17 protein-coding genes are annotated in these 21,809 nt (G+C 69.3%); 6 read left to right on the top strand and 11 right to left on the bottom strand.

Annotated elements, in window-relative coordinates; translation table 11 throughout:
- Positions 1-2: 2 nt before the first annotated feature.
- Together ACGFIF_RS09585 and ACGFIF_RS09580 are read right to left on the bottom strand one after the other, a co-directional pair.
- Positions 3-569, bottom strand: a complete 567-nt coding sequence (locus ACGFIF_RS09585; RefSeq protein WP_393153278.1) for an OsmC family protein — start codon at positions 567-569, stop codon at positions 3-5.
- 22 nt (positions 570-591) lie between these two features.
- A complete protein-coding gene (locus ACGFIF_RS09580; protein ID WP_393153276.1) occupies positions 592-1,776 on the bottom strand; it encodes an NAD(P)/FAD-dependent oxidoreductase in 1,185 nt (394 codons plus the stop codon).
- 107 nt (positions 1,777-1,883) lie between these two features.
- Between ACGFIF_RS09580 and ACGFIF_RS09575 the strand changes: the two genes are divergently transcribed.
- Positions 1,884-4,460: an ATP-binding protein gene (locus ACGFIF_RS09575; protein ID WP_393153274.1), complete on the top strand. Its 2,577-nt coding sequence runs from the start codon at positions 1,884-1,886 to the stop codon at positions 4,458-4,460.
- 44 nt (positions 4,461-4,504) lie between these two features.
- A complete protein-coding gene (locus ACGFIF_RS09570) occupies positions 4,505-5,221 on the top strand; it encodes a MerR family transcriptional regulator (RefSeq protein ID WP_393153272.1) in 717 nt (238 codons plus the stop codon).
- Here ACGFIF_RS09570 and ACGFIF_RS09565 read toward each other — a convergent pair.
- Positions 5,204-6,733: an adenylate/guanylate cyclase domain-containing protein gene (locus ACGFIF_RS09565; RefSeq protein ID WP_393153270.1), complete on the bottom strand. Its 1,530-nt coding sequence runs from the start codon at positions 6,731-6,733 to the stop codon at positions 5,204-5,206. The two genes, ACGFIF_RS09570 and ACGFIF_RS09565, sit on opposite strands and share 18 nt — an antisense overlap.
- A 134-nt stretch (positions 6,734-6,867) precedes the next feature.
- On the opposite strand from ACGFIF_RS09565, the gene ACGFIF_RS09560 reads away from it, so the two are divergent.
- Positions 6,868-8,061: an RNA-guided endonuclease InsQ/TnpB family protein gene (locus ACGFIF_RS09560; RefSeq protein WP_393153268.1), complete on the top strand. Its 1,194-nt coding sequence runs from the start codon at positions 6,868-6,870 to the stop codon at positions 8,059-8,061.
- Between the two features lie 118 nt (positions 8,062-8,179).
- Positions 8,180-9,595 carry a CapA family protein gene (locus ACGFIF_RS09555; RefSeq protein WP_393153266.1) on the top strand — a complete coding sequence of 472 codons (1,416 nt, stop codon included), beginning with the start codon at positions 8,180-8,182 and terminating at the stop codon, positions 9,593-9,595.
- Positions 9,596-9,609: 14 nt separating this feature from the next.
- On the opposite strand, the gene ACGFIF_RS09550 is transcribed toward ACGFIF_RS09555, so the two are convergent.
- On the bottom strand, positions 9,610-10,368 hold the full coding sequence (locus tag ACGFIF_RS09550; RefSeq protein ID WP_393153264.1) for a M28 family metallopeptidase: 759 nt from the start codon (positions 10,366-10,368) through the stop codon (positions 9,610-9,612).
- A 368-nt stretch (positions 10,369-10,736) separates the two neighbouring features.
- Here ACGFIF_RS09550 and ACGFIF_RS09545 point away from each other — a divergent pair, with 368 nt between their 5' ends.
- The gene (locus ACGFIF_RS09545; protein ID WP_393153262.1) at positions 10,737-12,503 is read left to right on the top strand and encodes a M1 family metallopeptidase; all 1,767 of its coding nucleotides are present in this window, start codon (positions 10,737-10,739) and stop codon (positions 12,501-12,503) included.
- 124 nt (positions 12,504-12,627) lie between these two features.
- Here the strand turns inward: ACGFIF_RS09545 and ACGFIF_RS09540 are convergent, their stop codons facing one another.
- Entirely contained in the window at positions 12,628-13,500 is an 873-nt protein-coding gene (locus ACGFIF_RS09540; RefSeq protein ID WP_393153260.1) for a GNAT family N-acetyltransferase, read from the bottom strand.
- Positions 13,501-13,598: 98 nt separating this feature from the next.
- On the opposite strand from ACGFIF_RS09540, the gene ACGFIF_RS09535 reads away from it, so the two are divergent.
- A complete protein-coding gene (locus tag ACGFIF_RS09535; protein ID WP_393153258.1) occupies positions 13,599-14,279 on the top strand; it encodes a GntR family transcriptional regulator in 681 nt (226 codons plus the stop codon).
- Here the strand turns inward: ACGFIF_RS09535 and ACGFIF_RS09530 are convergent.
- The 6 genes from ACGFIF_RS09530 to ACGFIF_RS09505 form a co-directional block, all read right to left on the bottom strand.
- The gene (locus ACGFIF_RS09530) at positions 14,261-16,018 is read right to left on the bottom strand and encodes a gamma-glutamyltransferase family protein (protein ID WP_393153256.1); all 1,758 of its coding nucleotides are present in this window, start codon (positions 16,016-16,018) and stop codon (positions 14,261-14,263) included. The genes ACGFIF_RS09535 and ACGFIF_RS09530 overlap by 19 nt on opposite strands.
- A 115-nt stretch (positions 16,019-16,133) precedes the next feature.
- Positions 16,134-17,081 carry an ABC transporter ATP-binding protein gene (locus tag ACGFIF_RS09525; RefSeq protein WP_393153685.1) on the bottom strand — a complete coding sequence of 316 codons (948 nt, stop codon included), beginning with the start codon at positions 17,079-17,081 and terminating at the stop codon, positions 16,134-16,136.
- A gap of 154 nt (positions 17,082-17,235) precedes the next feature.
- Positions 17,236-18,213, bottom strand: a complete 978-nt coding sequence (locus tag ACGFIF_RS09520) for an ABC transporter ATP-binding protein (protein WP_393153254.1) — start codon at positions 18,211-18,213, stop codon at positions 17,236-17,238.
- Complete coding sequence (locus tag ACGFIF_RS09515) at positions 18,210-19,094, bottom strand: ABC transporter permease (RefSeq protein WP_393153252.1); 885 nt, start codon at positions 19,092-19,094, stop codon at positions 18,210-18,212. The genes ACGFIF_RS09520 and ACGFIF_RS09515 overlap by 4 nt, the downstream gene beginning before the upstream one ends.
- Entirely contained in the window at positions 19,094-20,047 is a 954-nt protein-coding gene (locus ACGFIF_RS09510) for an ABC transporter permease (RefSeq protein ID WP_393153250.1), read from the bottom strand. Before ACGFIF_RS09510 ends, ACGFIF_RS09515 begins: the two co-directional genes overlap by 1 nt.
- Complete coding sequence (locus ACGFIF_RS09505; RefSeq protein WP_393153248.1) at positions 20,044-21,723, bottom strand: ABC transporter substrate-binding protein; 1,680 nt, start codon at positions 21,721-21,723, stop codon at positions 20,044-20,046. The genes ACGFIF_RS09510 and ACGFIF_RS09505 overlap by 4 nt, the downstream gene beginning before the upstream one ends.
- Positions 21,724-21,809 lie beyond the last annotated feature (86 nt).

Raw genomic sequence — 21,809 nt, 5'->3', positions numbered from 1 at the left:
GGTCATTCGGTATCGACCTCGATCGTGACCGGCACCTGATTGGTGATGATGTCGAAGACGGCCGACCGGGCCTGGGACTGGGCGACCAGTTCGCGCAGTTTCTCCGCCGGGGCGTCGCCCTTGACGGTGAACCGGACGGCGATGTGCTCGTAGCCGTTGCGGACGCCCGGGTCGAGGCCGAGGATGCCGTTGAGGTCGATGTCGCCGGCAACGGTCGAGTGCACCTCGGTGAGCCGGATGCCGCGGGCGGCGGCGATGTTGGCGAGTCCGGCGGTCAGGCAGGCGGCCAAGGCGTGCAGTACGTACTCGACCGGGGTCGGGCCGTTGTCGCGTCCCACGAGTACGGCGGGGTGGTCGGCGTCGAAGTGGAACGTCCGCTCGTGCGCGCGTTCCTCGCCGACCCCGAAGTACCCGTGGATCGTGCTGCGGTTGTGGGTGCCGCTCAGCCACTGGTTGCCGGCCCGGAACTGGAACCGGGCCGCCTCGGGCGCGGCCTTGACCGCGTCGAGGGTGGCGAACAGGGTCGCGGTGTCGACGCCGTTGCGGGTCGACTCGTCGGTGGTGGTCATGATGACTCTCCTTCTGGTGTGCTCAGACAGCCGCGAGATAGCTGCTGGACAGTGGTGGCCAGGCGGCCAGCTCGGAAGCCTCTGCGTCGAGTGTGCGCCCGAGTTCCTTCTGCAGGGCGACGAACTCGGCGACCGGCGGATAACCGGCCAGGGCGACGGTCAGTTCGAAGACCGGCCGCAGGGCGCGATCCCGCTGCTCCTGGTAGCCGGACAGCGCGTCGACATCGCCGCGGAGCGCGACGTGGAGCGCAGAGGCCAGCAGTTCGGCATCGCGGTACGCGTCGGACATCCCGTGCCCGGTGACCGGATCCCGGTGGTACCCGGCATCCCCGACCAAGGCCCAACCCGGTCCGTGAGCCCGCCGGATGAAGTTCGGAGCACGCAGCATGCCGGTGACCGGCGACGTACGACGTCCTGCCTGCAGGCGCTCGGCCAGCTCCGGGGCGACGAGCCCCAGGTACGACGTGAAGGCGTCCTCCCGTGATGCCGCCCGACGGCGTGCCCGGTGGGCATCCGCGATCGGGCTGCAGATCCAGATGCACGCCGCCCCGTCATGGGTCGGGAACACTCCGGTGAGCGCCCGGTCGGTGGCGATCAGTTCGATGCCGTCCCACGGCAGCCGGTCGTAGTACGCGTACTGCGCCGCGCCCCAGGCGCCACGGTCTTCGATGATCTCCGCACCCACCGCGCGGGCGATGCGGGAGCCGAGTCCATCCGCTCCCACGACGAACCGGGCCTTCAGCTCCACGGGCGCGCCGGCCCGATTGTGCCCGTGGACACCGGTCGCGCGCCCGGCTTGATCGATCTGGACACCGTCGATCGTGACTCCGAACCGCAGCTCGACCCCAGCGTCCGCTGCGGCCTCGGCCACGAGCGTGTCGAGGATGTGCCGGCGCGGCGCGAGCAGCAGGTCGACCCCGGCGCTGTCCCTCACCGGCCGGGTGATCGACTGACCCTCGGCAGTGAAGGTGACCTGCCGGATGGCCGGCGCTCCGCTGTCCAGGACGGCGTCCAGCAAGCCCCAGCGCTGCAACTGCACGACCCCGGGCCGGGCGAGTTGATGCGTCGACAGAGTGTCTGACGGGAACTCGTCCCGGTCGACCAGGACGACATCGTGTCCGTGCCTGGCGAGCAGGAGCGCGGTGGCTGCTCCGGCGGCTCGGGCGCCGACGACGACCACGTCGTGGCGGCGGTTCAAAGACTGCATGCGTCCTTTGTAGGACCGCGCCCTACCTCGCCGGATCCGTCGCGACTACCTAGATCGGGGCATTGCGCTACCGAGGTCGGGTGCACAATCGGGTGGGGGTGGATTGCATGCTCGAACGTGAGCGGGAGCTGGCGGAGCTCGCGGCGGCCGTTGCGGAGGCCAAGGTGGGCGACGGCTCCGTCGTACTGATCGCGGGGGAGGCCGGGATCGGCAAGACAAGTCTGATCGGTGCGCTGCCCTCGGTACTGCCGGACGGGACCCGCCTGCTGGTCGGCTACTGCGACGACCTCGCGACACCGCGCGTACTCGGGCCGCTCCGGGATCTGGTGGGCAGCGTGGGCGGCACGCTCACCAAGGCACTCGAGTCCGGCGACCGGACCGAGGTGAGCGACGCCCTCAGGGCCGAGCTGGACCGGCCCGAGGACCCGACCGTCCTCGTGGTCGAGGACATCCATTGGGCCGATGAAGCGACTCTCGACGTACTGCGCTTCCTGGTACGGCGGATCGCGAGCCTGCCCGCCGTACTCGTGCTGTCGTATCGGGACGTGGAGCTGACCAGGGACCACCCACTCCAGCAGTTGCTCGGGCTCGCAGCGGGCACGCCACGACTGCGACGGCTGCGGCCGGCGCGGCTGTCGGCTCGCGCCGTGGACCGGCTCGGCGCACACACCGGGATGGACACCGAGCGGATCTACGCGGTGACGGCCGGCAATCCGTTCTTCGTCACCGAGATCTTCGCCTCCGGTGATCTGGACGGAGTGCCGGACACTGTCGCGGAGGCGGTCGGCGCCCGGTTGGCCGGCCTCGACGGCCCAACCCGGGATGCGCTGGAGTTGCTGTCCGTCATCCCGTCCGGGGCGGAACGCTGGTTGGTCGAGGCGGTGGTTCCAGGCGGACTCGCATCGCTTGCGGCGGCCGAGCGGCGCGGCGTGCTGATCGTTTCTCCGGAGGGTGCCGGGTTCACGCACGAGTTGGCCCGCCGCGCGGTCGCGGACTCGATGCCAACCGCTCGCCGGGTGTTCTGCAACCAGGCGGTGCTGGCGGCTCTCCTCGATCATCTCGACGAGTGCGACCTGTCGCGCATCGTCCACCATGCGGCCGAGGCCGGCGCCACCGACGTGATCGTCGCCCATGGCCCGGCGGCCGCGCGGGAGGCTGCCGCGGCCGGGTCGCATCGGGAGGCGGTGGCGCACTACCAGTTGGTGCTCGACCGCCGGGAGGCGTTCTCGTTGGCCGAACAGGCGGAGCTCCTGGACGGGCATGCCGTCGAGTGCTACACGGTCGGTTCCGCCGTTCTCGCCGTACAGGCCGAGGAGGAGGCCGTCGGGCTGCGTCGCGCGCTCGGCGATCCGCGGACCCTGGGGCTGAGCCTGCGGTGGCTGTCCCGGATGCAGTGGTGGTCAGGCGACCGGGCGAGCGCCGAGCTCAGCGGTACGGAGGCGATGGACGTTCTCGAGCACGCGGGGGACCGGCGGGCGCTGGCGCTTGCCCTGAGCAACCAGTCGCAGTTGTACATGCTGGCCGGGCGGCGGACCGAAAGCGTCAACATCGGGCTGCGAGCCGTCGCGATGGCGCGGGACGTCGGCGACGCGGGCCTGTTGTCCCATGCCTTGAACAACGTCGGTACGTCGCTGTGGGACGACGGCCAGCCGGAGGGACAGAGGATCCTGGAGGAGAGCCTCACCGTTGCCCTTGCCGCCCATGAGTTCGAACATGCCTGCCGTGCGTACGTGAACATCGTCTGGCACCTGCTGGACGTGGTGGCGTTCGCTGAGGCCGAGCACCTGCTCGAAGACGCGATCTGCCTGGCCGGCGATGCCGAGTTCCACGGGTTCCTGCGTTATCTCCAAGTCACGCGCAGCATGGTGTACTTGGCGCAGGGGCGATGGGACGAGGCTGAGCGGGAGGCCGCGTGCGCGGGCGACACCGAAGTGATCACGCGCTGCCCTGCGCTCGTTGTTGCGGGTACTGCGCGGGCCAGGCGAGGACTCGACGACGACGGGATGCTGGACGAGGCCTGGGAGCTCGCACAACGTCTCGGTGAGGCCCAACGCGTCGGCCCGGCGGCGGTCGCGCTGCTCGAGGCAGCCTGGTTGCGCGAGGACGTCTCTAGCGTCGTACCTCTCGTCGAACCGGTGTACGACGAGGTACACCGGTTCGGCCGGGACTCCGCGACGTCCGCACTGGGGTACTGGATGCGGGTCGCCGGCCAGGACGTGCCTCTGAAGGAGTCCGACAACCCGTACAGCCTGCTGGCGGCAGGAGAGTGGAAGCAGGCGGCCGAGGTCTGGCGGAAAGCCGGCTGCCCGTACGAGTACGCGCTTGCGCTCGCCCAGAGCAGCGACGCGGAAGACTTGCTGTCGGCACTCAACACCCTCGACGGCCTGGGCGCCGAGCCGCTCGCGCGCCGCGTACGACTCCGACTGAGAGAGCTCGGGGTCCACCGCATTCCCCGCGGTCGGGTCCAGTCGACGCGAGACAATCCTGCCGGACTCACCGAGCGGCAGACCGACGTCGTCCGGTTGCTGGGCGAGGGACTGACGAACGCCGAGATCGCCGCCCGCCTGGTGCTGTCCGTGCGCACGGTGGACACCCACGTCGCCGCGATCCTGGACAAACTCGACGCCAAGACCCGCCGCGACGCCGCGACCCGCGCCAAAGCTCTCGGTCTCCTGCCCGTTTGAATGGGAGGCTTACCGGAGTCAGAGTCTCGAGATGGAGGTACGGCGTGGGATTGCGGCCGGTGGATCTGGCCCGGCGGGCCGGGATCTCGACGCAACTGGTGCGCAACTACGAGGCGGCGGGGATCCTGCCGCCGGCGCCGCGGTCCGAGAGCGGGTATCGGCAGTACGGCGACGAACACCTGTCAGCTCTGCTGACCTACCGAGCTCTCGCACCGGGCTTCGGGGCTGAAGTCGCCACGGAGATCATGCAGGCGGTGCACGCCGGCAATGAGGCGCTGGCCTACCGACTGGTGGACGCGTCGCATGCGGGGCTGCATCAACAGCGGTTGGCGACGGATGCGGCCAGTGAGGCGCTGGGGGCAGCGGCTGCCGAGTTCCTCGACGAGCCGCCGGTGTCGGGTCCGTCGTTGCTGGTCGGGGAGTTGGCGCACCAGTTGGGGATCCGTACGTCGGCCCTGCGTGTCTGGGAGGCGGCCGGATTGCTGTCGCCGGCGCGGGAGCCGGGGACGAAGTACCGGCGGTACGGGCCGGAGCAGGTGCGGGACGCGCGGATCATCCACATGCTGCGGCAGGGGCGGTACTACTTCGAGCAGATCAAGCCGGTGATCGAGGGATTACGCCGTACCGGAAGCACTGAGGCGTTGCGGGCCGCGATCGCCGAACGCCGGGCCGCCCACGACCAGCGCACCAAGTCGATGCTGTACGGCGCCGCCCTGCTGCACCAGTTGATCGAGGAGAAACGGTCACTGCGGGACGGCTAGGTGGGTCGGCTCCGAGCGGCCTCGGACGGTGACCTCGTCGCCGGGGTGCCAGTGCGCGGCCTCGGCGGGCGCGGCCTCGTCCACCGCGGTCATGGACGCGATCAGGCGCCCTGGGGTCGACTTGGCGAGCTCGGTCAGGCGGGCGGCCTCGTTGACCGGGTCTCCGATCACGGTGTACTCGTGGCGCCGCACGTCGCCCACCGTGCCGGCGACCACGATGCCTGCCGTCACCCCGATACCGGCGGTTGCCTCGGGCAACTCCTCGGCCAGCCGGCGGGCCAGTGTGCGTCCGGCTCGCAGCGCGCTCCCGGCCGCGTCGGGCAACTCGGCCGGTGCGCCGAACACCGCCAGCGCGGCATCGCCGGCGAACTTGTTCACGAACCCGCCCTGGCGGACCACCTCGTCGACCACGATCGTGAAGAACCGGTTGAGCAGCTGGACGACCTCGGTCGGGGGCCGGTCCGCGGCGAGCTCGGTGGATCCGACCAGGTCGACGAACAGTACGGCGGCGAACCGTTCCTCCCCGCCGAGCCGGTCACTGGTCAAAGCCTCCTGCACCACCTCAGGACCGACGTACCGTCCGAAGACGTCCCGGATCCGCTCGCGCTCGCGCAACCCCTCGGCCATCTTGTTGAACCCGGCCTGCAACGACCCGAGCTCCGTCCCGTCGAACACCGGGATGCGAATGTCCAGCTGCCCCTCTCCGATCAGCGTCAGCGCGTTCCGCACCGACCGGACCGGTGCGACCACCGACTTGGCCGCCAGCAGGGTGAGCAGCAAGCCGTTCAGCAGCACGACCATGCCCAAGGCAAGGATCATCACCGAGAGCCGGGTGGGGGAGACGTCCCCCTCGATCAGCGCGAGGACGGCGGCCAGCATCAACCCGGCAACCGGGACACCCGATCCGACGGCCCAGAAGAACACGGTGCGCGCCTTCAGCCCGGCCGAGAGGAGTCGCCGGGGCGGCGGTGAATCGGCCAGCGCCCGCGCGGCGACCGGTCGGAGCGCGAACTCGGTCAGCAGGTACGACACCGCACACGTGACGATCGCGCCGTCGAAGATGGTGACCGCGATCCGCAGCGCGTTCTCTGGCTGCAGCACCACCGTCATCACCGTGAAGATCACGCACGCCAGCAGCCACAGGAAGACCTCGATCAGCGTGAGCCGGAGCGGCAGCCGCAGCGTGGCGATCTGGTCCTTCCGGGTGGCCGGCCGATCCTCGTCCACCCACCGGGTCACCCGGCGGGTCAGTCGCGTGCTCCAGACGCAGCCGATCACCACCGCGAGCAGGAAGTACGCCGGGATGGTGATCGCCTCGAGCGTCTGCAACTGATCGACCAGCGGCGGACCCGGCAGCACGAACACCGCCAGCACGAACACGACCGCCGCGCCGATCAGATTGCTCCCGATCGAGAATGTCATCATCAGGACCCGGAGCCGGAACCGCAGCACCCGCGGGCTCTGGTCGACCGGACCGAGCAGCCAGGATCCGAACGGACGCCGCTTCAGCACCAGCTCCGGACTTCCCTGGGACATCATCAACTAGGCCGCGGGGGATTGCCGTCCGTCAGGGCGGGGGGCAACCGCGGCTCCCTCCCTTCAAAGTGGTCGCCAGACTGTCGGCGGTGGCTGGTTGTATCGGAGGCATGTCCCGCTTCCGCCTCGTCCCGACTTCGGCGCAGGAAAGTGCGTTGCTGGAACATTGCGGGCACGCCCGATATGTGTGGAACCTGGCGGTCGAACAGTGGGGTATGTGGAGGCGTGACAATGGTCCCACGCCGGGGTTCGTTGAGCAGTGCCGCCAGTTGACCAAGGCGCGTGCCGTGTTCGACTGGCTGCGTATTGGGTCCCAAACCGTTCAGCAGCAGGCGTTGCGGGATTTCGACCAGGCACGCCGCAACTTCCTCGCCGGTAGCCACGGCCGCCCGTCGTGGCGCAAGGCCGGTAAGCACGACGGGTTTCGGATCGTCGGCCCGCAGGCTGGCCGGGTCGAGCAGGTGAGCGGTAAGTGGGCACGGGTGCTGGTGCCGAAGGTCGGCTGGGTGCGGTTCCGGGTAAGCCGCGCGCTGCCCGCGGCCAGGTCGTACCGGATTACCCGTGACCGCGTGGGGCGCTGGCATATCGCGTTCGCCGCCGTATCGGACCCGATCCCGGCGCCCGGCAACGGCGCGGTCGTCGGTGTTGACCGTGGCGTGGCGGTGTCCGCCGCGCTGTCCACCGGCGAACTGCTCAACTGCCCAGGACTGTCCGAGTCCGAGCGGCGGCGACTGGTGCAACTTCAGCGGCGGCTGGCCAGAGCGGAGCGCGGCTCGAATCGCAGGCAGCGCATCAAAGCCGCGATCGCGAAACTCCACGCCCGCGCAGCGGCCCGGCGTAAGGACTGGGTCGAGAAGACCTCCACCGATCTCGCGCGCCGATTCGACCTGATCCGTGTCGAAGACCTCCGGGTCACGAACATGACGCGACGGCCGAAACCAAAGCCCGATCCCGCCAAGCCGGGCAGCTACCTCCCGAACCGGCGACGCGCCAAGGGCGGGCTGAACCGCGGCATCCTCAGCAACGGCTGGGGTCTGCTGGTGCAGCGGCTCGAACACAAGGCCGCCGGCCGGGTCCAGCGGATCAACCCCGCCTACACAAGTCAGACGTGTTCGCGCTGCGGGCACTGTGCACCTGGGAACCGCGAGAACCAAGCGTTCCGGTGCCAGTCCTGCGGCCACAGCGACCACGCCGACCTGAATGCAGCTATCAACATCGCCGCCGGACGGGCGGTCAGCGCGCGCCGAGACATGCCTGCACCGATGTCTGTGAAGCGTGAACCTCAACTCACTACCTCCGCGTAGCTGGGCTGAAATCCTCGTTGACGGCGGGGAGGACGTCAAAGTCTGCTAGTAAGCACCCCCCAATTCCGCAACCGCCTTACCGGGCAGCAGAATTGGAATAGCCGGTTACCGTGGCGATATGGCCGTGCGGTGGCGGGTCCCGCTGGCTGCTCTCGCGGCGGCCGTCCTGGTCGCCTGCTCCGACAACGCCGCGCCCTCACCCGGTACGACGTCCCGCTCCGCCGACACCCCATCCGCCGGCACCCCTTCAGCCAGCACACCTTCGGCCGGCACTCCTTCAGCCAGCACTCCTTCAGCCGGCACGGCGAAGCCGTCGCCGAGCGCAACGACCCCGGCCACGACCCAGCCGCTGGTCCTGGCGATCCATCCCACCAGAGCCGCCCAGAACATCGACGTGACCACCGCTCGCTCGATCGTCCGCGGAACCCTCAGATCCTGGCGAGGCTTCCAAGTCGGTTCACTTCGCCAGGCCCAGCGTTCGACCAACACCCTGGCCCTGGTCCCCGCCTCCGCAGCCGGACCCTCCATTCGCCCGCTCACCGTCGCCGGAATCGACCCGTTCAAGGACCCAGCGCGCTACCCGTTGCGAACGCCCGGACCACAACCCACCGCTCCCGTGATCGACCTGACCGTCGGCGGCGACGTGATGCTCGGCCGCCGGGTAGCGACCGCCGCCGCGAGGAGCGGTGACGTCTCCAGACCGCTGCGCGCGATCGGTCCCCGCCTGGCAGCCGCGGACCTGACCGTGCTGAACCTCGAGAGCACGCTGTCCCGAGCCGGTGCGCCCCAACAAGGCGGCGACTCCTTTGCCGCACCACCCGGTGTCGTGGCCGGACTACGTGACGCCGGCGTCGACGTACTCTCGCTGGCGAACAACCACACCGGCGACTTCCAGCAGCGTGCCCTGCTCGACACGGTCCGCCTGGTGCGAGCAGGCGGGATTCAACCGGTAGGGGCCGGTGGCAACCTCACCGAGGCCGCCCGACCCGCAATCGTCGAGCGCGACGGTGTGCGCTTCGGCTTTCTGGCGTTCAACGCGATCGGCGAGACTCCGCGGGCGACGGCGACCACTCCCGGCGCGTTCAGCCTGGGTATGCCGCCACGGACTGGACCGCTCAACACCACAGACCTCGCCACGGTGACCCGCGCCATCCAGACGCTGAAGTCAGCGGTCGACGTGGTCGTCGTACTGCCGCACTGGGGGCAGCAGTACACGCACACACCCGTGCCGGCGCAGCACACCGTCGCAGCCGCGCTCACCAGGGCTGGGGCCGACCTGGTGATCGGTGGGCATCCGCACTGGGTGCAGAGCGTGCTGTTCCCGCCGGGCAAGGTGGTGGCGCACTCACTGGGGAATCTGGTGTTCGACATGGACTTCTCCCAGCAGACACAGGAGGGGGTCCTGCTGGAGCTCACCTACTGGGGCAAGACCCTCAAGGCTGCCCGGCTCACGCCGTACGTCATCGGGACCGACTTCAGCCCGCGCGTGGTGACGGGCACGAGGGCCGAGCAGATCCTGGCCGACATCCGCTAACTGGCCGACATCCGCTAGCTGGCGAGCCAAGCGCCGACCACGCGACCCATCCGGCCGAGCTGAGCCGGTGACACGACTCGCGGCAGGTCGCGCGCACTGTGGTACTCGGCGTACGGCGTGCTGCCGAGACGGACGCCTGGTAGGCCGGAGCGGACGAAGGACCAGTGGTCACTCGACCGGTTCACGCAGGTCCTGCTCTGTACGCCTGCGCGAGCCGCAACCGCCCGGAGCTCGTTGCGCAGTGCCAGGTCGTTCGCCTGGGCAGAGCAGATCGGTACGACGGTTCCGACGCCCACACGGTCGAGCGAGACCATGCCGCGTAGCGCATCGCGTTGTGCCGTCGGCTGCGAGGCGACGTACGCGCGGGAGCCGTAGTGGTGCCGGTTGTCGCCGGCGCCGCGCGGCTCTTCGGCGCCGAAGGCAACGAACACGCTGGGGAGGCGCTGGGGGAGCTGGGCGGTGCCGAGTAGGACCGAGACGCCAGAGGCGTTGTCCTCGGCGCCGGGAGCTTGCGGGACGGTGTCGAGATGGGCTCCCACAATCCGGTGCGGTGCCGCGGGGTTGAAGCCGGGTTTGGTGGCTATCAGGTTCCAGGTCGTGCCCGCACGCACCGGGACGCCCCAGGAGACGCCTGCGGGGACGCGGAGCGCCTGACGGCGGGTCTGGTAGCCGGCGGCACGGAACTGCTGCTCGAGCCAGGTCAGCGCCTGCGCGTACGTCGTACTGGTCGCCTCACGAGGCCCGAGGCCGGCCAGGTGGCGCACCGTGGCCATGGCGGCAGCGCTGTCGAAGGCCGTCGGTCGAGGCGTGGTCGGGGCAGGCGTGGACCGAGCCGGGGTGGACTTCGCGGGAGACGGGGCTGAGCTGGTGACCGGCGGCGGGGCAGTGGAGGGAGGCGGGGCGGCGGAAGGAGTCGGGGCGCGAGTAGAGCCGGTGCTGGTGCACGCGGCGGCGGCCAGCAGGGTGAGGACGGCGGCCAGCGGTCGGGTGGCGGCCCACATGTGTCCATGGTGCCGGGTCTGATCAACCGGGCGCGGAATCCGGGCCTTTTGGCACGGTGGTGCGGATGGCTCAGATTGGCCGCCTCATCAGGCTTCGCCGTGGGTACTGTTCCTCGGACACCTGACTCGGGGAGCATTCCGTGACGCTCGATCGCCACTCGTACGCCGAACCTGCCCTGGTTCGGACCACCCACCTGGAGCTTGACCTCGAGCTGGACTTCAGCGAGAAGGTGCTGGCCGGTAGTGCCACGCACAGTCTCGCCTGGACCGGTGCCGGTGACCGGCTGGTCCTCGACACCCGTGACCTGACCGTGCTCGCGGTGGAAGGTGCGACGGCGGACGGCTGGGAGCCCCTCGAGTACAGCCTCGCCGTACCCGACCCGGAGCTCGGCTCCGCCCTGAAGATCGAGACCGCGCGCCACGAGCGGGTCCGGGTCAGCTATCGCACCGCTCCGACCGCGACCGGTCTGCAGTGGCTCGAGCCGTCCATGACCGCGGGCGGCGTGATGCCCTTCATGTTCAGCCAGTCGCAGGCGATCCACGCCCGCAGCTGGGTGCCGGTGCAGGACACTCCGGGCGTCCGGTTCAGCTACGCCGCGCACGTCACCGCTCCGCCGGAGCTGATGGTGCTGATGAGTGCCGACAACGGGACGACGTCGCGCCGCACCGGCTCGTACGACGTGGTGATGCCCGAGCCGATCCCGTCGTACCTGCTGGCGATCGCGGCCGGGGACCTGGTCTTCGAGCCGATCGGTGACCGGGTCGGGGTGTGGGCCGAACCGGAGATGGCCCGGCGGGCGGCGACCGAGTTCGCCGACACCGAGGAGATGATGCGGGTCACCGAGGCGCTGTTCGGCCCGTACCGCTGGGGTCGCTACGACCTGCTCGTACTGCCGCCGTCGTTCCCGTACGGCGGGATGGAGAACCCGCGGATGACGTTCGCGACGCCGACCGTGGTGATCGGGGACAAGTCGCTGGTCAGCGTGGTCGCGCACGAGCTGGCGCACAGCTGGTCGGGCAACCTGGTGACCCAGGACAGCTGGGACGACATCTGGCTGAACGAGGGCTTCACGTCGTACGTCGAGAACCGGATCGTGGAAGCGGTCTACGGCACCGAGTTCGCGGTGATGGAGACGGCGATCAAGCAGCACGCGACGGTGGTCAAGCTGGACCCGCTGACCCCGGCCGAGCTGGCGGTGGAACTGCCCGGGCTGAACCATCGGTCGGAGTACCACGGGACGACCTCGACGGGGCCGCTGAAGGGGTCGTGGTTTCTGTCCTGGCTCGAGGAGCGGTTCTCGCGGGAGGTGTTCGACCCGTTCCTGCGCGGGTACTTCGACCGGTTCGCGTTCCGCAGCATCAACTCCGAGGACTTCGTCGCGCACCTCGAGGAGCACTTGCTGGCCCAGCACCCGGGGGTCGTGACGGACGCCGAGCTGGCGGCGTGGCTGGACGAGCCGGGGATCCCGGCGTTCGCGCGCCGGGCGGTGTCCGAGCGCTTCCAGGTTGTCGACCAGGCGCGGGACACCTGGCTGGCGACCGGCGAGCTGCCGGCCGGTGCGATTCGGTGGACGACGCAGGAGTGGCTGCGCTTCCTCGACGCGGCTCCGGACGTGCTGAGCGCCGAGCAGTTACACCAGCTCGACCGCGAGTTCGATCTGACCGGTACGGCGAACGGCGAGATCGCCCGGCGGTGGTACCAGATCGTTGCCGCCAGCAGCTACGAGCCGTCGTACGCCGAGCTCGCCTCGTTCCTCACCCGGGTCGGGCGGATGAAGCTCGTGCTGCCGGTCTACCGGGCGCTGGCGGGGACGGACCGTGCGTTCGCCGCGGAGGTGTTCGCCAAGGCGCGGCCCGGCTACCACCCGATCACGACGGCCGCGGTGCAGAAGATCCTCGGCCAGTAGTCGCGCACCTTGGTCACCCGAGAACCCCGACGATCGGCACCGGCGCCAGCCTCAACGTCGCCGTCGCCGGCTCGCTGGTGCTCTACAGATTGTCCGGACCGCTTGAGAGGTACATGCCGACATACTAGTAGGTACAGATCTCGAGGGTTCGGCGATTTTCGGTGTGGGTGGGCCGGTAGCCGAGCTGCTCGTTGACGCGCTGCATCGGAGCATTGGTACTCACCGTGTCGGTCAGGAGCGCGTCGAGGTCAGGGAAGCCGGCGCGGACCTGACGGATCTGCTCGGCCTTCATCCACCGCGCCAGACCGTGACCGCGGTGGGCCGGAAGGACGGCGGTGCCGTAGTGCAGGGCCTCGCCCTTGCCGTCGCCCGGTACGACGAGTTCGGTGAAGCCGACGATCGCGCCGGTGGACTCGTCAACGGCCGCGACCGTGCCCAAGTGCTCACCACGCTGCTCGATCACCTGGGCGGCGTACCGGGTCCGCTCGACGTCCCACGCGTCCTCGCCGTACGCGATCCCGCCCGTCGGCGCGTCGTCCATCCCGGCCCGCGCGTCCGTGAACGACTGCGCCCACTCATCCGGTACGACGCCCGCCCACGACACCAGCCGATAGCCAGGGGACTCACGGACGAGCGGGTCAGCTCCGGCGAGTTGCAAACGTGCGTAGATCAGGGTGAGCCCGACGGTGAAGCCGTGGTGTTCAAGGAAGAGGTCGGCAGGGGAGTCGACCCGCGCGTCGGCCAGCACCGTGCGTACGTCGTGGTCGCGAGCGGCCGTGACGACCGCGTCGAGGAGTTGCGACCCGATACCACGCCGGCGCTCGGCGGGATGGACGTTCAGCTCGAGCTCGGCCAGGTGCGAATGGGAGTCGCGGCTGTTCAGCCGGAGGAACGCCGACCCGACCGGGTTGCCGTCGCCGTCCGCGGCCAGCCAGGCGATCCGGCGGCTGAACGGCCGGAAGTCGGGATCCGTCAGGGGAGTCAGTCTGATGCTCAAGCCGCCAAGATAGCGCCGCCCCGGGATCACGTGCCGCCACGACGGTGGATCGGCTAGCGTGCTGCGAACAATGCGCACGGGGGAGAGGAGACGGTCGGGTGGACCACACGGGTGAGGTGCGGACGATCGGTGCCGACCATGTCGCGCTGCGCGAGCAGGTTCTCGCGGAGCTCCGCCGGCGGATCGTGGACGGCGACTACGCCCAGGGCGAGCGGCTGACCGAGACCCGGCTCGCCGACGACTTCGGTGTCTCCCGCAACCCGGTCCGCGAGGCGCTGCGCGTCGTCGAGGCGGAGGGCTTCGTGCACATCCTGCCGCGCCGTGGTGCGGTGGTGGCGACCCTCGACGAGACCGCGGTCCGCGACCTGTTCGCCGTACGCGGCCAACTCGAGACGCTGGCCGCCGGACTGGCGGCTGAACGGGCCACCAAGAAGGACGTCGACCGGTTGCGCAGGCTGCTCGCGGACGCCAGCGCGGCGACCGAGGCCAAGGACTTCGACCAGGTCGCCGAGTTGAACAGCGCCTTCCACCGCGCGGTGATCGACGTCAGCGGCAACCGCTGGCTGCTGTCGATGTCGGCCGCGATGTACCACCACGTCCACTGGGTCTTCCGCGTCGGCGCCGCCCAGCGCGCACCGCACTCGTGGGAGGAACACATCCGCCTGGTCGACGCCATCGCAGCCGGCGACCGCGAGGCCGCGACGACGGCTGCCCGCCTGCACGTTGAGGCCGCCGCGGAGGCGGCCCTCAACGGCAAGACTCAGCGACCGACGGCGTAGCCCTGCATCCCACGCGGGTTCGCGGCTGCCGCCAGCACACCGTCAGCCTCCTTGCGTACGGCGCACAGGCGGCCGAGGCTCCACGCATCGCTGTCGGTGACGATGTGTCCGCGTCGTACCAACTCATCCCGGACGGCGGTGCCCACGCGGCTCTCCATCACCAGTCCACCCGGCTCGGTTGCGCGCGGGTAGAACGACGACGGGAAGCCGGTCGTGTGCCAGGCCGGCGCGTCGATGGCCTCCTGCAGATCCATCCCGCTGCCCAGGTGGCGCAGCAGGAAGAGCAGCTGCCACTGGTCCTGCTGGTCGCCACCCGGCGAACCGCAGGCCAGCACCGGCTCACCATCACGTAGCACGAGCGTCGGAGTGAGCGTGGTCCGCGGCCGCAGACCTGGGGCGAGGGAGGACGCAAGGCCCTCCTCGAGCCAGAACATCTGCGCCCGGCTCCCCAGGCAGAATCCGAGCTCAGGGATCGTCGGCGACGACTGTAGCCAGCCACCGCTCGGAGTGGCCGAGATGACGTTGCCCCACTTGTCGATCACGTCGACGTGGCAGGTGTCGCCACGGGTCACACCCTCGGAGGACACGGTCGGCTCGCCGGTCGTGGCATCGCCGAGATCCTTGCTCACGGCAACCGAAGGCAGGACCGGCCGGCGGCCGTCCGGCTGACCTGGGCGGAGCTCGAGCGACGCGTCCGGCCCGACCAGCTTGGCGCGCTCGGCGGCGTACGCGGGGGAGAGCAGCGCCTTCAGGGGTACGTCGGCGCCGTCGCCGTACCAGGCCTCACGGTCGGCGTACGACAGCTTCATCACCTCGACCGTGGTGTGCACGCCCTCGGCGCTGTCGAGGTCGACGTCACCCAGCTCGGCCAGCACAGCCAGTGACTGCAAGAGCGCCGGTCCCTGGCCCCACGGCCCGGTCTTGGCGACGGTGTACCCGTTCCAGTCGAGCGTGGCCGGCTCCTCCCAGCTGGCCTGGAAGCGCGCCATGTCGTCGCCGGTGATCAGCCCAGCGTGGTCCTCGCCGCTGGAATCCCGGTGTGGCAGTCGCGAGAACTTGTCGACCGCCTCGGCGACGAACCCTTCCCGCCACGCCGTCCGAGCCCGTTCCACCTGCTGCAGCCGATCCGCACCGGCCGCCTCTGCCTCCGAGACCAGTCGCTCGAGCGTGGCGGCGTACGCCTCGTTGCGGAACATCCCGCTCGGCGCCCGCCCGCCCTTCAGCCACAGCGCCGCCGACGTCGGCCAGTGCTCCTCGAACAGCTCCTGCACCGTGCCGACCGTCTCACCGACCCTGGGCACCAGCGGGTGCCCGTTACGGGCGTAGTCGATAGCAGGCTCCAGTACGACGCGCAGCGGCATGCTGCCGTGGTCACGCAGCAGGAGCAGCCAGGCGTCGACGGCACCCGGCACGGTCGCCGCAAGCGGACCAGAGCCGGGGATGAGGGACAGGCCGAGCGAGCGGAAGTGCTCGATCGTCGCACCGGCCGGCGCGACGCCCTGACCGCACAGCACGCGCGGCGTGGGGTCGTCGGCGGTGGCGATGATCGCCGGCACCTCACCACCCGGGCCATTGAGGTGCGGCTCCACCACGTGCAGCACAAACCCTGCCGCGGCTCCAGCGTCGAAGGCGTTGCCGCCGAGCTCCAGGATCCTCATGGCCGACTGTGAGGCCAGCCAGTGCGTGGACGAGACCATCCCGAACGTACCGCGCAGCGTGGGCCGGGTGGTGAAGGTCATGGGGCCTCCCGGCCTGGACTGAGGAGTGGAGGGAGCGTAGCGACTGGAGCGACGAGGGAAGGTCGGGAGCTAAAGCCCCATGACCCGCCGCGCCGGAGGCGTGGCATCAATACTGTCATCGGGTTACTCCTTCGACTGTGCGTACATCGGGTCCGGTGCCGTCGGTGTTGACCAAATGACAAGCGACCTGGTATCCACCTTCGCCGATCACTCGCTGCTCCGGTATGACTGTCCGGCATGTGTCGATCGCCACCGGGCACCTGGTGTGGAACCGGCAGCCGGATGGCGGGTCGATGGCCGACGGCAGATCATCACCGAGTAGCACCGGCGTCCGTGATCGCTGCTCGGTCGGGTCGGGTACGGGCGCCGCCGAGAGCAGCGCCTGCGTGTAGGGGTGAGCGGGTGCACCGAAGATGCGCGCACGCGGGCCTTGCTCGACCAGCTGGCCCAGGTACATCACCGCCACCTCGTCGGCCAGGTACTCGACGGCTGACAGGTCGTGCGTGATGAACAGGCAGGCGAAGCCCAGGTCCCGCTGCAGGTCCGCGAGCAAGTTGAGCACTGCCGCCTGCACAGACACGTCCAGTGCACTCGTCGGCTCGTCTGCAACGAGTAGACGCGGCTCGGAGATCAGCGCACGGGCAATGCTCACCCGCTGCCGCTGACCGCCGGAAAGTTCGTGCGGTGAGCGCTGCGCGACCTCTGGACGCAGTCCGACTCGGCGCAACGACTCGGAGACCTTTGTTGGGATGTCCTTGCGGCGCATGAGGCGCAGCGGCTCGCCGACGATGTCTCCGACCGACAGCCGCGGGTCGAGTGAGCCTGCGGGGTCCTGGAAGACGATGGACACGTCCCGACGGTGTGGACGCAGTTGCCGACGGTTGAGGTGAGTGATGTCGGCGTCGGCCAGCCGAATGGTCCCTCCGGTCGGCTCCAACAGCCGCACAATGCACCGACCGACCGTTGACTTGCCCGAGCCACTCTCACCAACCAGTGCGACCACAGACCCTTGCCGGATCCGCAGGGTCACACCATCAACAGCCCGAACCGGTCCGAAGTGCATGACGAGGTCTTCGACCTCCAGAGCCAGGCCGGTCATGGGGCCTCCCGGCCTGGACTGAGGAGTGGAGGGAGCGAAGTGACTGGAGCGACGAGGGAAGGGCGGGAGTCAAAGCCCCATGACCCCCGCGCCGGAGGCGCGGCATTCAACACAGTCATTACACCTCCACTGGTTCTCGGACTGGGTTCCAGCACGCGACTCGGTGCTGGCCAGGTGTTAGCTGCGGTTGGGACGTCGTACAGGTGTCGACTGCTCTTGGGCAGCGGTCGGCGAAGGTGCAGGCGTCCGGCTGTTCGGACAGGACTGGCACGAGACCTGGGATCTCGTTGAGGCGGTGTGTCTCGGCGTGGCGGCCGGCCGCCGGTGACGCACCCAGGAGGCCTGCTGTGTACGGGTGCTGCGGGTGGGCGAACAGGTCGTGGACCTCAGCAGTCTCGACAACGCGTCCGGCGTACATCACCGCGACCCGGTCAGCCAGGTCGGCGACGACGCCGAGGTCGTGGGTGATGAGCACGATGCTGGTGCCGAGTCGTTCACGCAGTTCACGCAGCACATTGAGGATGCCTGCCTGGATCGTGACGTCGAGCGCTGTGGTCGGCTCGTCGGCGATCAGGACCTTGGGGTCGCAGGCAACGGCCATCGCGATCATCACCCGCTGCCGCATCCCGCCGGACAGTTGGTGCGGATAGTCGCCGACACGACGCTCGGCGGACGGGATGCCGACGAGCTTGAGCAGCTCGATCGACCGGTTCCGGGCCGCCTGCCGGCTGAGACCGATATGAGTCCGCAGCACCTCGCCGATCTGGTGGCCGACGGTGAAGACCGGGTTCAGCGACGTCATCGGCTCCTGGAAGATGTACGCCACCTCCCGGCCACGGATCGACCGCAGGGTCCGCTTGTCGGCACCGATCAGCTCGACGCCGTCGAGCTTCACCGATCCCTCGACCGTGGCGGTGCGGGGGAGCAGACCGGCCAGACTCATCGCGGTGACGCTTTTGCCGCAGCCGGATTCGCCGACCACCGCGAGCACCTCGCTCTCGCCGACCCCGAGGCTCACCTGGTCGACCGCGGACAACAACCCGTCCTCGGTCCGGAAGGTGACGGAGAGGTCGTTCACCTCGAGCACAGTTCTCATCGGCGGCTCGCTTTCGGGTCGAGCGCGTCGCGCAGGCTGTCGCCGACGATGTTGAACGCCAGCGTGAGCAGCATGATCGCCACGCCGGGCATCACCGCGGCCCACGGTGCGCGGGCGGCGAACTGTTGCGCGTCGGACAGCATCGTGCCCAGGCTGGGCGCCGGCGGCTGGATGCCGAGGCCGAGGAAGGACAGCACCGCCTCACCGAGGATCGCGGCCGGGATCGCGACCGTCGCCTGGACGATGATCACCGACGCGGCGTTCGGCATGATGTGCCGGCCCAGCACCCAGACGTCGCTGGCGCCCTCGACGATCGCGGCCGCGACGAAGTCGAGCGACTTCAGCCGCAGTGTCTCGGACCGGACGATCCGGATCACGCCGGGGATCTGCGCGATCCCGATCGCGATCGCCGCGTTCCCCAGGCTGGCACCGCGGATCGCGGCCAGCCCGACCGCGAGGATCAGGAACGGGAACGCCAGCACCAGATCGGTGAACCGCGAGATCAGCGCGTCGATGGCACGGAAGTACCCGGCCATCAGCCCGAGCGGTACGCCGATCACGAGTGACGTGGCCACCGCCAGCACACCGACGTGCAGCGATGCCCGCAACCCGTACATGATCCGCGCGAGCACATCACGACCGAGGTCGTCGGTGCCGAGCAGATAACCGGCTGTCCCGGGTGGTGCGAAGGCGCGATCGAGATTCGTCTGGGTCGGATCGTGGGGTGCGAGCCAGGGCGCGAACACCGCGAGGATCACGGCGATACCGAGTACGACGAGGCCGCTGATCGCGAGCGGGTTGCGGAGCATCCGCCGCACCACCTTGCGGCGGTTGCTGCGCAGCGGCGTACCCGCGGTGACGGTGACGTCAGTGATCGCCATCAGGCATCACCTCGCACCCGGATGCGCGGATCGATGACCGAGTACAGCAGGTCGACGAGCAGGTTGATCAGGATGTACGCCGCCGCGGTGACCAGGACGACGGCCTGGATCACCGGGTAGTCGCGCTGGAAGACGGCGTCGACGGTCAGCTTGCCGAAGCCGGGCAGCGCGAAGATCCGCTCGGTGACCACGGCGCCGGAGATGAGCGCGCCGAGTTGCAGGCCGACGATCGTGATCACCACGATCAGGCTGTTGCGGAGTGCGTGCCGACCGATCACCGCGCGCGGCGAGAGGCCTTTGGCCTCCGCCGTACGGATGTAGTCGGCACTCAGCGCGTCCAGCATCGACGAACGGGTCTGGCGCATGATGACCGCGGCGAGACCGGTGCCGAGGATCAGCGCGGGCAGGATCAGGTGGTGCAGGTTGTCGATCGGGTTGGTGAAGAACGGGACGAACCCGGACGCGGGGAACAGGCCGAGGGCGACGGACAGATACAGGATCGCCATCAGGCCGAGCCAGAAGTTCGGCACCGACAGGCCGAGCAGGGCGAGCGCGTTGGCGGCCCACTCGGCCGGGCGTCCCCGTCGGACCGCGGCGACGACGCCCGCGCCGACCCCGATCACACTGGCGATCAGGATGGCCAGGATCGACAGCTCGATGGTGACCGGCAAGGCGTTCGCGATCATCGTGGTGACCGACTCGCCGGTCCGGATCGACTGACCGAGGTCACCGCGGGCCGCATGACTCACGAACTGCCAGAACTGCACCAGCAACGAGTCGTCCAGCCCGTACTGCTCCCGGATCGCCCGCAGCGACTCCGGATCCCGGTCCTCGCCGGCCAGCGCGAGGGCCGGATCACCCGGCAACGCGCGCACACCGACGAAGACGACGATCGTTGCCAGGATCAACGTGACGATCGACTGCCACAACCGGCCGAAGAGATACCGCCTCACTTCGCGAACCCGGCGAAGGCCGCTCGGAGGACGCCGTCGGGGTAGACCTGGATCCCGAGGATCTTCTTGGAGACGCCGGTCAGGTTGCGCTGGCGGTACAGGTAGATGAGCGGGTCGTCCTGCTGCAGTTTGGTGACCACGTCGCCGTACAGCTTGATCCGCTCGGCCTTGTCGGTCGACTGCCGCGCGTCCGTGAGCAGCTTGTCCACCTCGGGGCTGCTGTAGCCGGCCACGTTCTGGCTGCCCTCCGAACCGACGAAGTTGTAGATGTTCGCGTCGGGGTCGACCCGGCCGGACCAGCCGAGCTGGAGCAGCTCGAAGTCACCGCGGTCCTGCTGGTCCAGCAGCGAGGCGTACTCGACCGGCTTGATCACCAGGTCGAATCCACCGTCCTTGACCATCGCCTGCAGCGCCTGCGCGAGCCGGAGGCTGTCGGGGTTGTTCGAGGTGATCATCGTGACCTTGTACGGCGTCGTGGCGCCGGCCTCCGACAACAGCTGCTTCGCCTTCGCCGGGTCGTGCGGCGGACACACCTGAGCGGCGTCCGAGGTGAACTCGCTCTTCGGTGAGACCGGTGAACACGCGACCGTGTTCAGGCCGTTGAAGATCGACTTCACCAGCGCCTCACGGTCGATCGACAGCGCGAGCGCCTGCCGGACCTTCGGGTCCTTGGCGATCGGGGTGTCCAGCGGCTTGAGCGGGTTACCGATGCCGTTGGCATTCGCGATGTTGACCGTCAGGCCCTGGTACCCGAGCGACTGCGACTGCAGCACCGTCATGGTGCTGTCCTTCTGCAGCGACGGCGCGTCCTGGGTCGACAGCGAGTCGGCGACCTGGGCGTCACCGGACTTGAGGTTGGCCGAGCGGATACTCGAGTCGGTGATGATCCGGTACTCGATCGCGTCCAGGTGCACCTTCGCGGCGTCGTAGTACAGCGGATCCTTGACCACCTTGATCGAGTTCTGCGCGACCCGGTTGGCGAACTTGAACGGGCCGACACAGACCGGCGCGGTGGAGAAGTTCGCGCCGAGCTTGGTCACCGCGGCCGGGCTGAGCACCATCCCGGCCCGGTCGGCCAGGGCGGCGGTCAGCGGCGCGAACGGCTTCGACAGCTTGATCACCACGGTGTTCGGGTCCGGAGTCTCGACCGCGCTGACCGGGCCGAGCTCGCTCTTGCGGCCGGAGCCGGCCAGGGTCAGACCGCGCTCGATCGAGACCTTCACCGCGTTCGAGTCGAGGGTGCCGCCGTCGGCGAACTTCACGCCCTGCTTCAGCGGGATGGTGAGGCTGAGGCCGTCGGGGGAGATGGTCGGCAGCGCGGTCGCGAGCTGCGGCACGATCTTGGCGTCCGGGCCGAGGTCGTACAGCTTCTCGCACATGGTGTGGAAGACGTACCGCGAGTACAGGCTGCGCGAGAGCGTCGGGTCCAGCTTGTCCGGATCGGCGGACAGGGCGACGGTCAGCGTGCCGCCGGTCTTCACCTGTGCCGGGTCCGCCGGGTCGCCGAACACGTCCTGCCCGGTCGCCGGCTGCGCACTGCCGCCCGAGTCGCTGCCGGCCGGCTCGACAGGGGAGCAGGCGGTCCCGATCAGGGCCAGCGCGATCACCCCGACAGCAGCTCCGACGTACGTCGAGCTGGAGCGGTTCAGTAGGGACGGAAGTCGGCGAGTGGTCATCACGTGCTCCTGGGTAGGCGGTCTCGTCGACTGTTTCATGTATACAAGGGACGTGCGCAAGTGAAACGGCGAGTTTGTGTGAACCT

The sequence above is a fragment of the Kribbella sp. NPDC049174 genome (genome assembly GCF_043197365.1).
Lineage (GTDB): Bacteria > Actinomycetota > Actinomycetes > Propionibacteriales > Kribbellaceae > Kribbella.
Note: the sequence above shows the minus strand (reverse complement) of the source record. Positions and strands in the feature narration are given on the sequence as shown.

Coding starts and splice junctions, on each gene's coding strand:
- ACGFIF_RS09585 (WP_393153278.1), bottom strand. CDS start 569: ATGACCACCACCGACGAGTCGACCCGCAACGGCGTCGACACCGCGACC.
- ACGFIF_RS09580 (WP_393153276.1), bottom strand. CDS start 1,776: ATGCAGTCTTTGAACCGCCGCCACGACGTGGTCGTCGTCGGCGCCCGA.
- ACGFIF_RS09575 (WP_393153274.1), top strand. CDS start 1,884: ATGCTCGAACGTGAGCGGGAGCTGGCGGAGCTCGCGGCGGCCGTTGCG.
- ACGFIF_RS09560 (WP_393153268.1), top strand. CDS start 6,868: ATGTCCCGCTTCCGCCTCGTCCCGACTTCGGCGCAGGAAAGTGCGTTG.
- ACGFIF_RS09555 (WP_393153266.1), top strand. CDS start 8,180: ATGGCCGTGCGGTGGCGGGTCCCGCTGGCTGCTCTCGCGGCGGCCGTC.
- ACGFIF_RS09550 (WP_393153264.1), bottom strand. CDS start 10,368: ATGGCCACGGTGCGCCACCTGGCCGGCCTCGGGCCTCGTGAGGCGACC.
- ACGFIF_RS09530 (WP_393153256.1), bottom strand. CDS start 16,018: ATGACCTTCACCACCCGGCCCACGCTGCGCGGTACGTTCGGGATGGTC.
- ACGFIF_RS09525 (WP_393153685.1), bottom strand. CDS start 17,081: ATGCACTTCGGACCGGTTCGGGCTGTTGATGGTGTGACCCTGCGGATC.
- ACGFIF_RS09520 (WP_393153254.1), bottom strand. CDS start 18,213: ATGAGAACTGTGCTCGAGGTGAACGACCTCTCCGTCACCTTCCGGACC.
- ACGFIF_RS09515 (WP_393153252.1), bottom strand. CDS start 19,094: ATGGCGATCACTGACGTCACCGTCACCGCGGGTACGCCGCTGCGCAGC.
- ACGFIF_RS09505 (WP_393153248.1), bottom strand. CDS start 21,723: ATGACCACTCGCCGACTTCCGTCCCTACTGAACCGCTCCAGCTCGACG.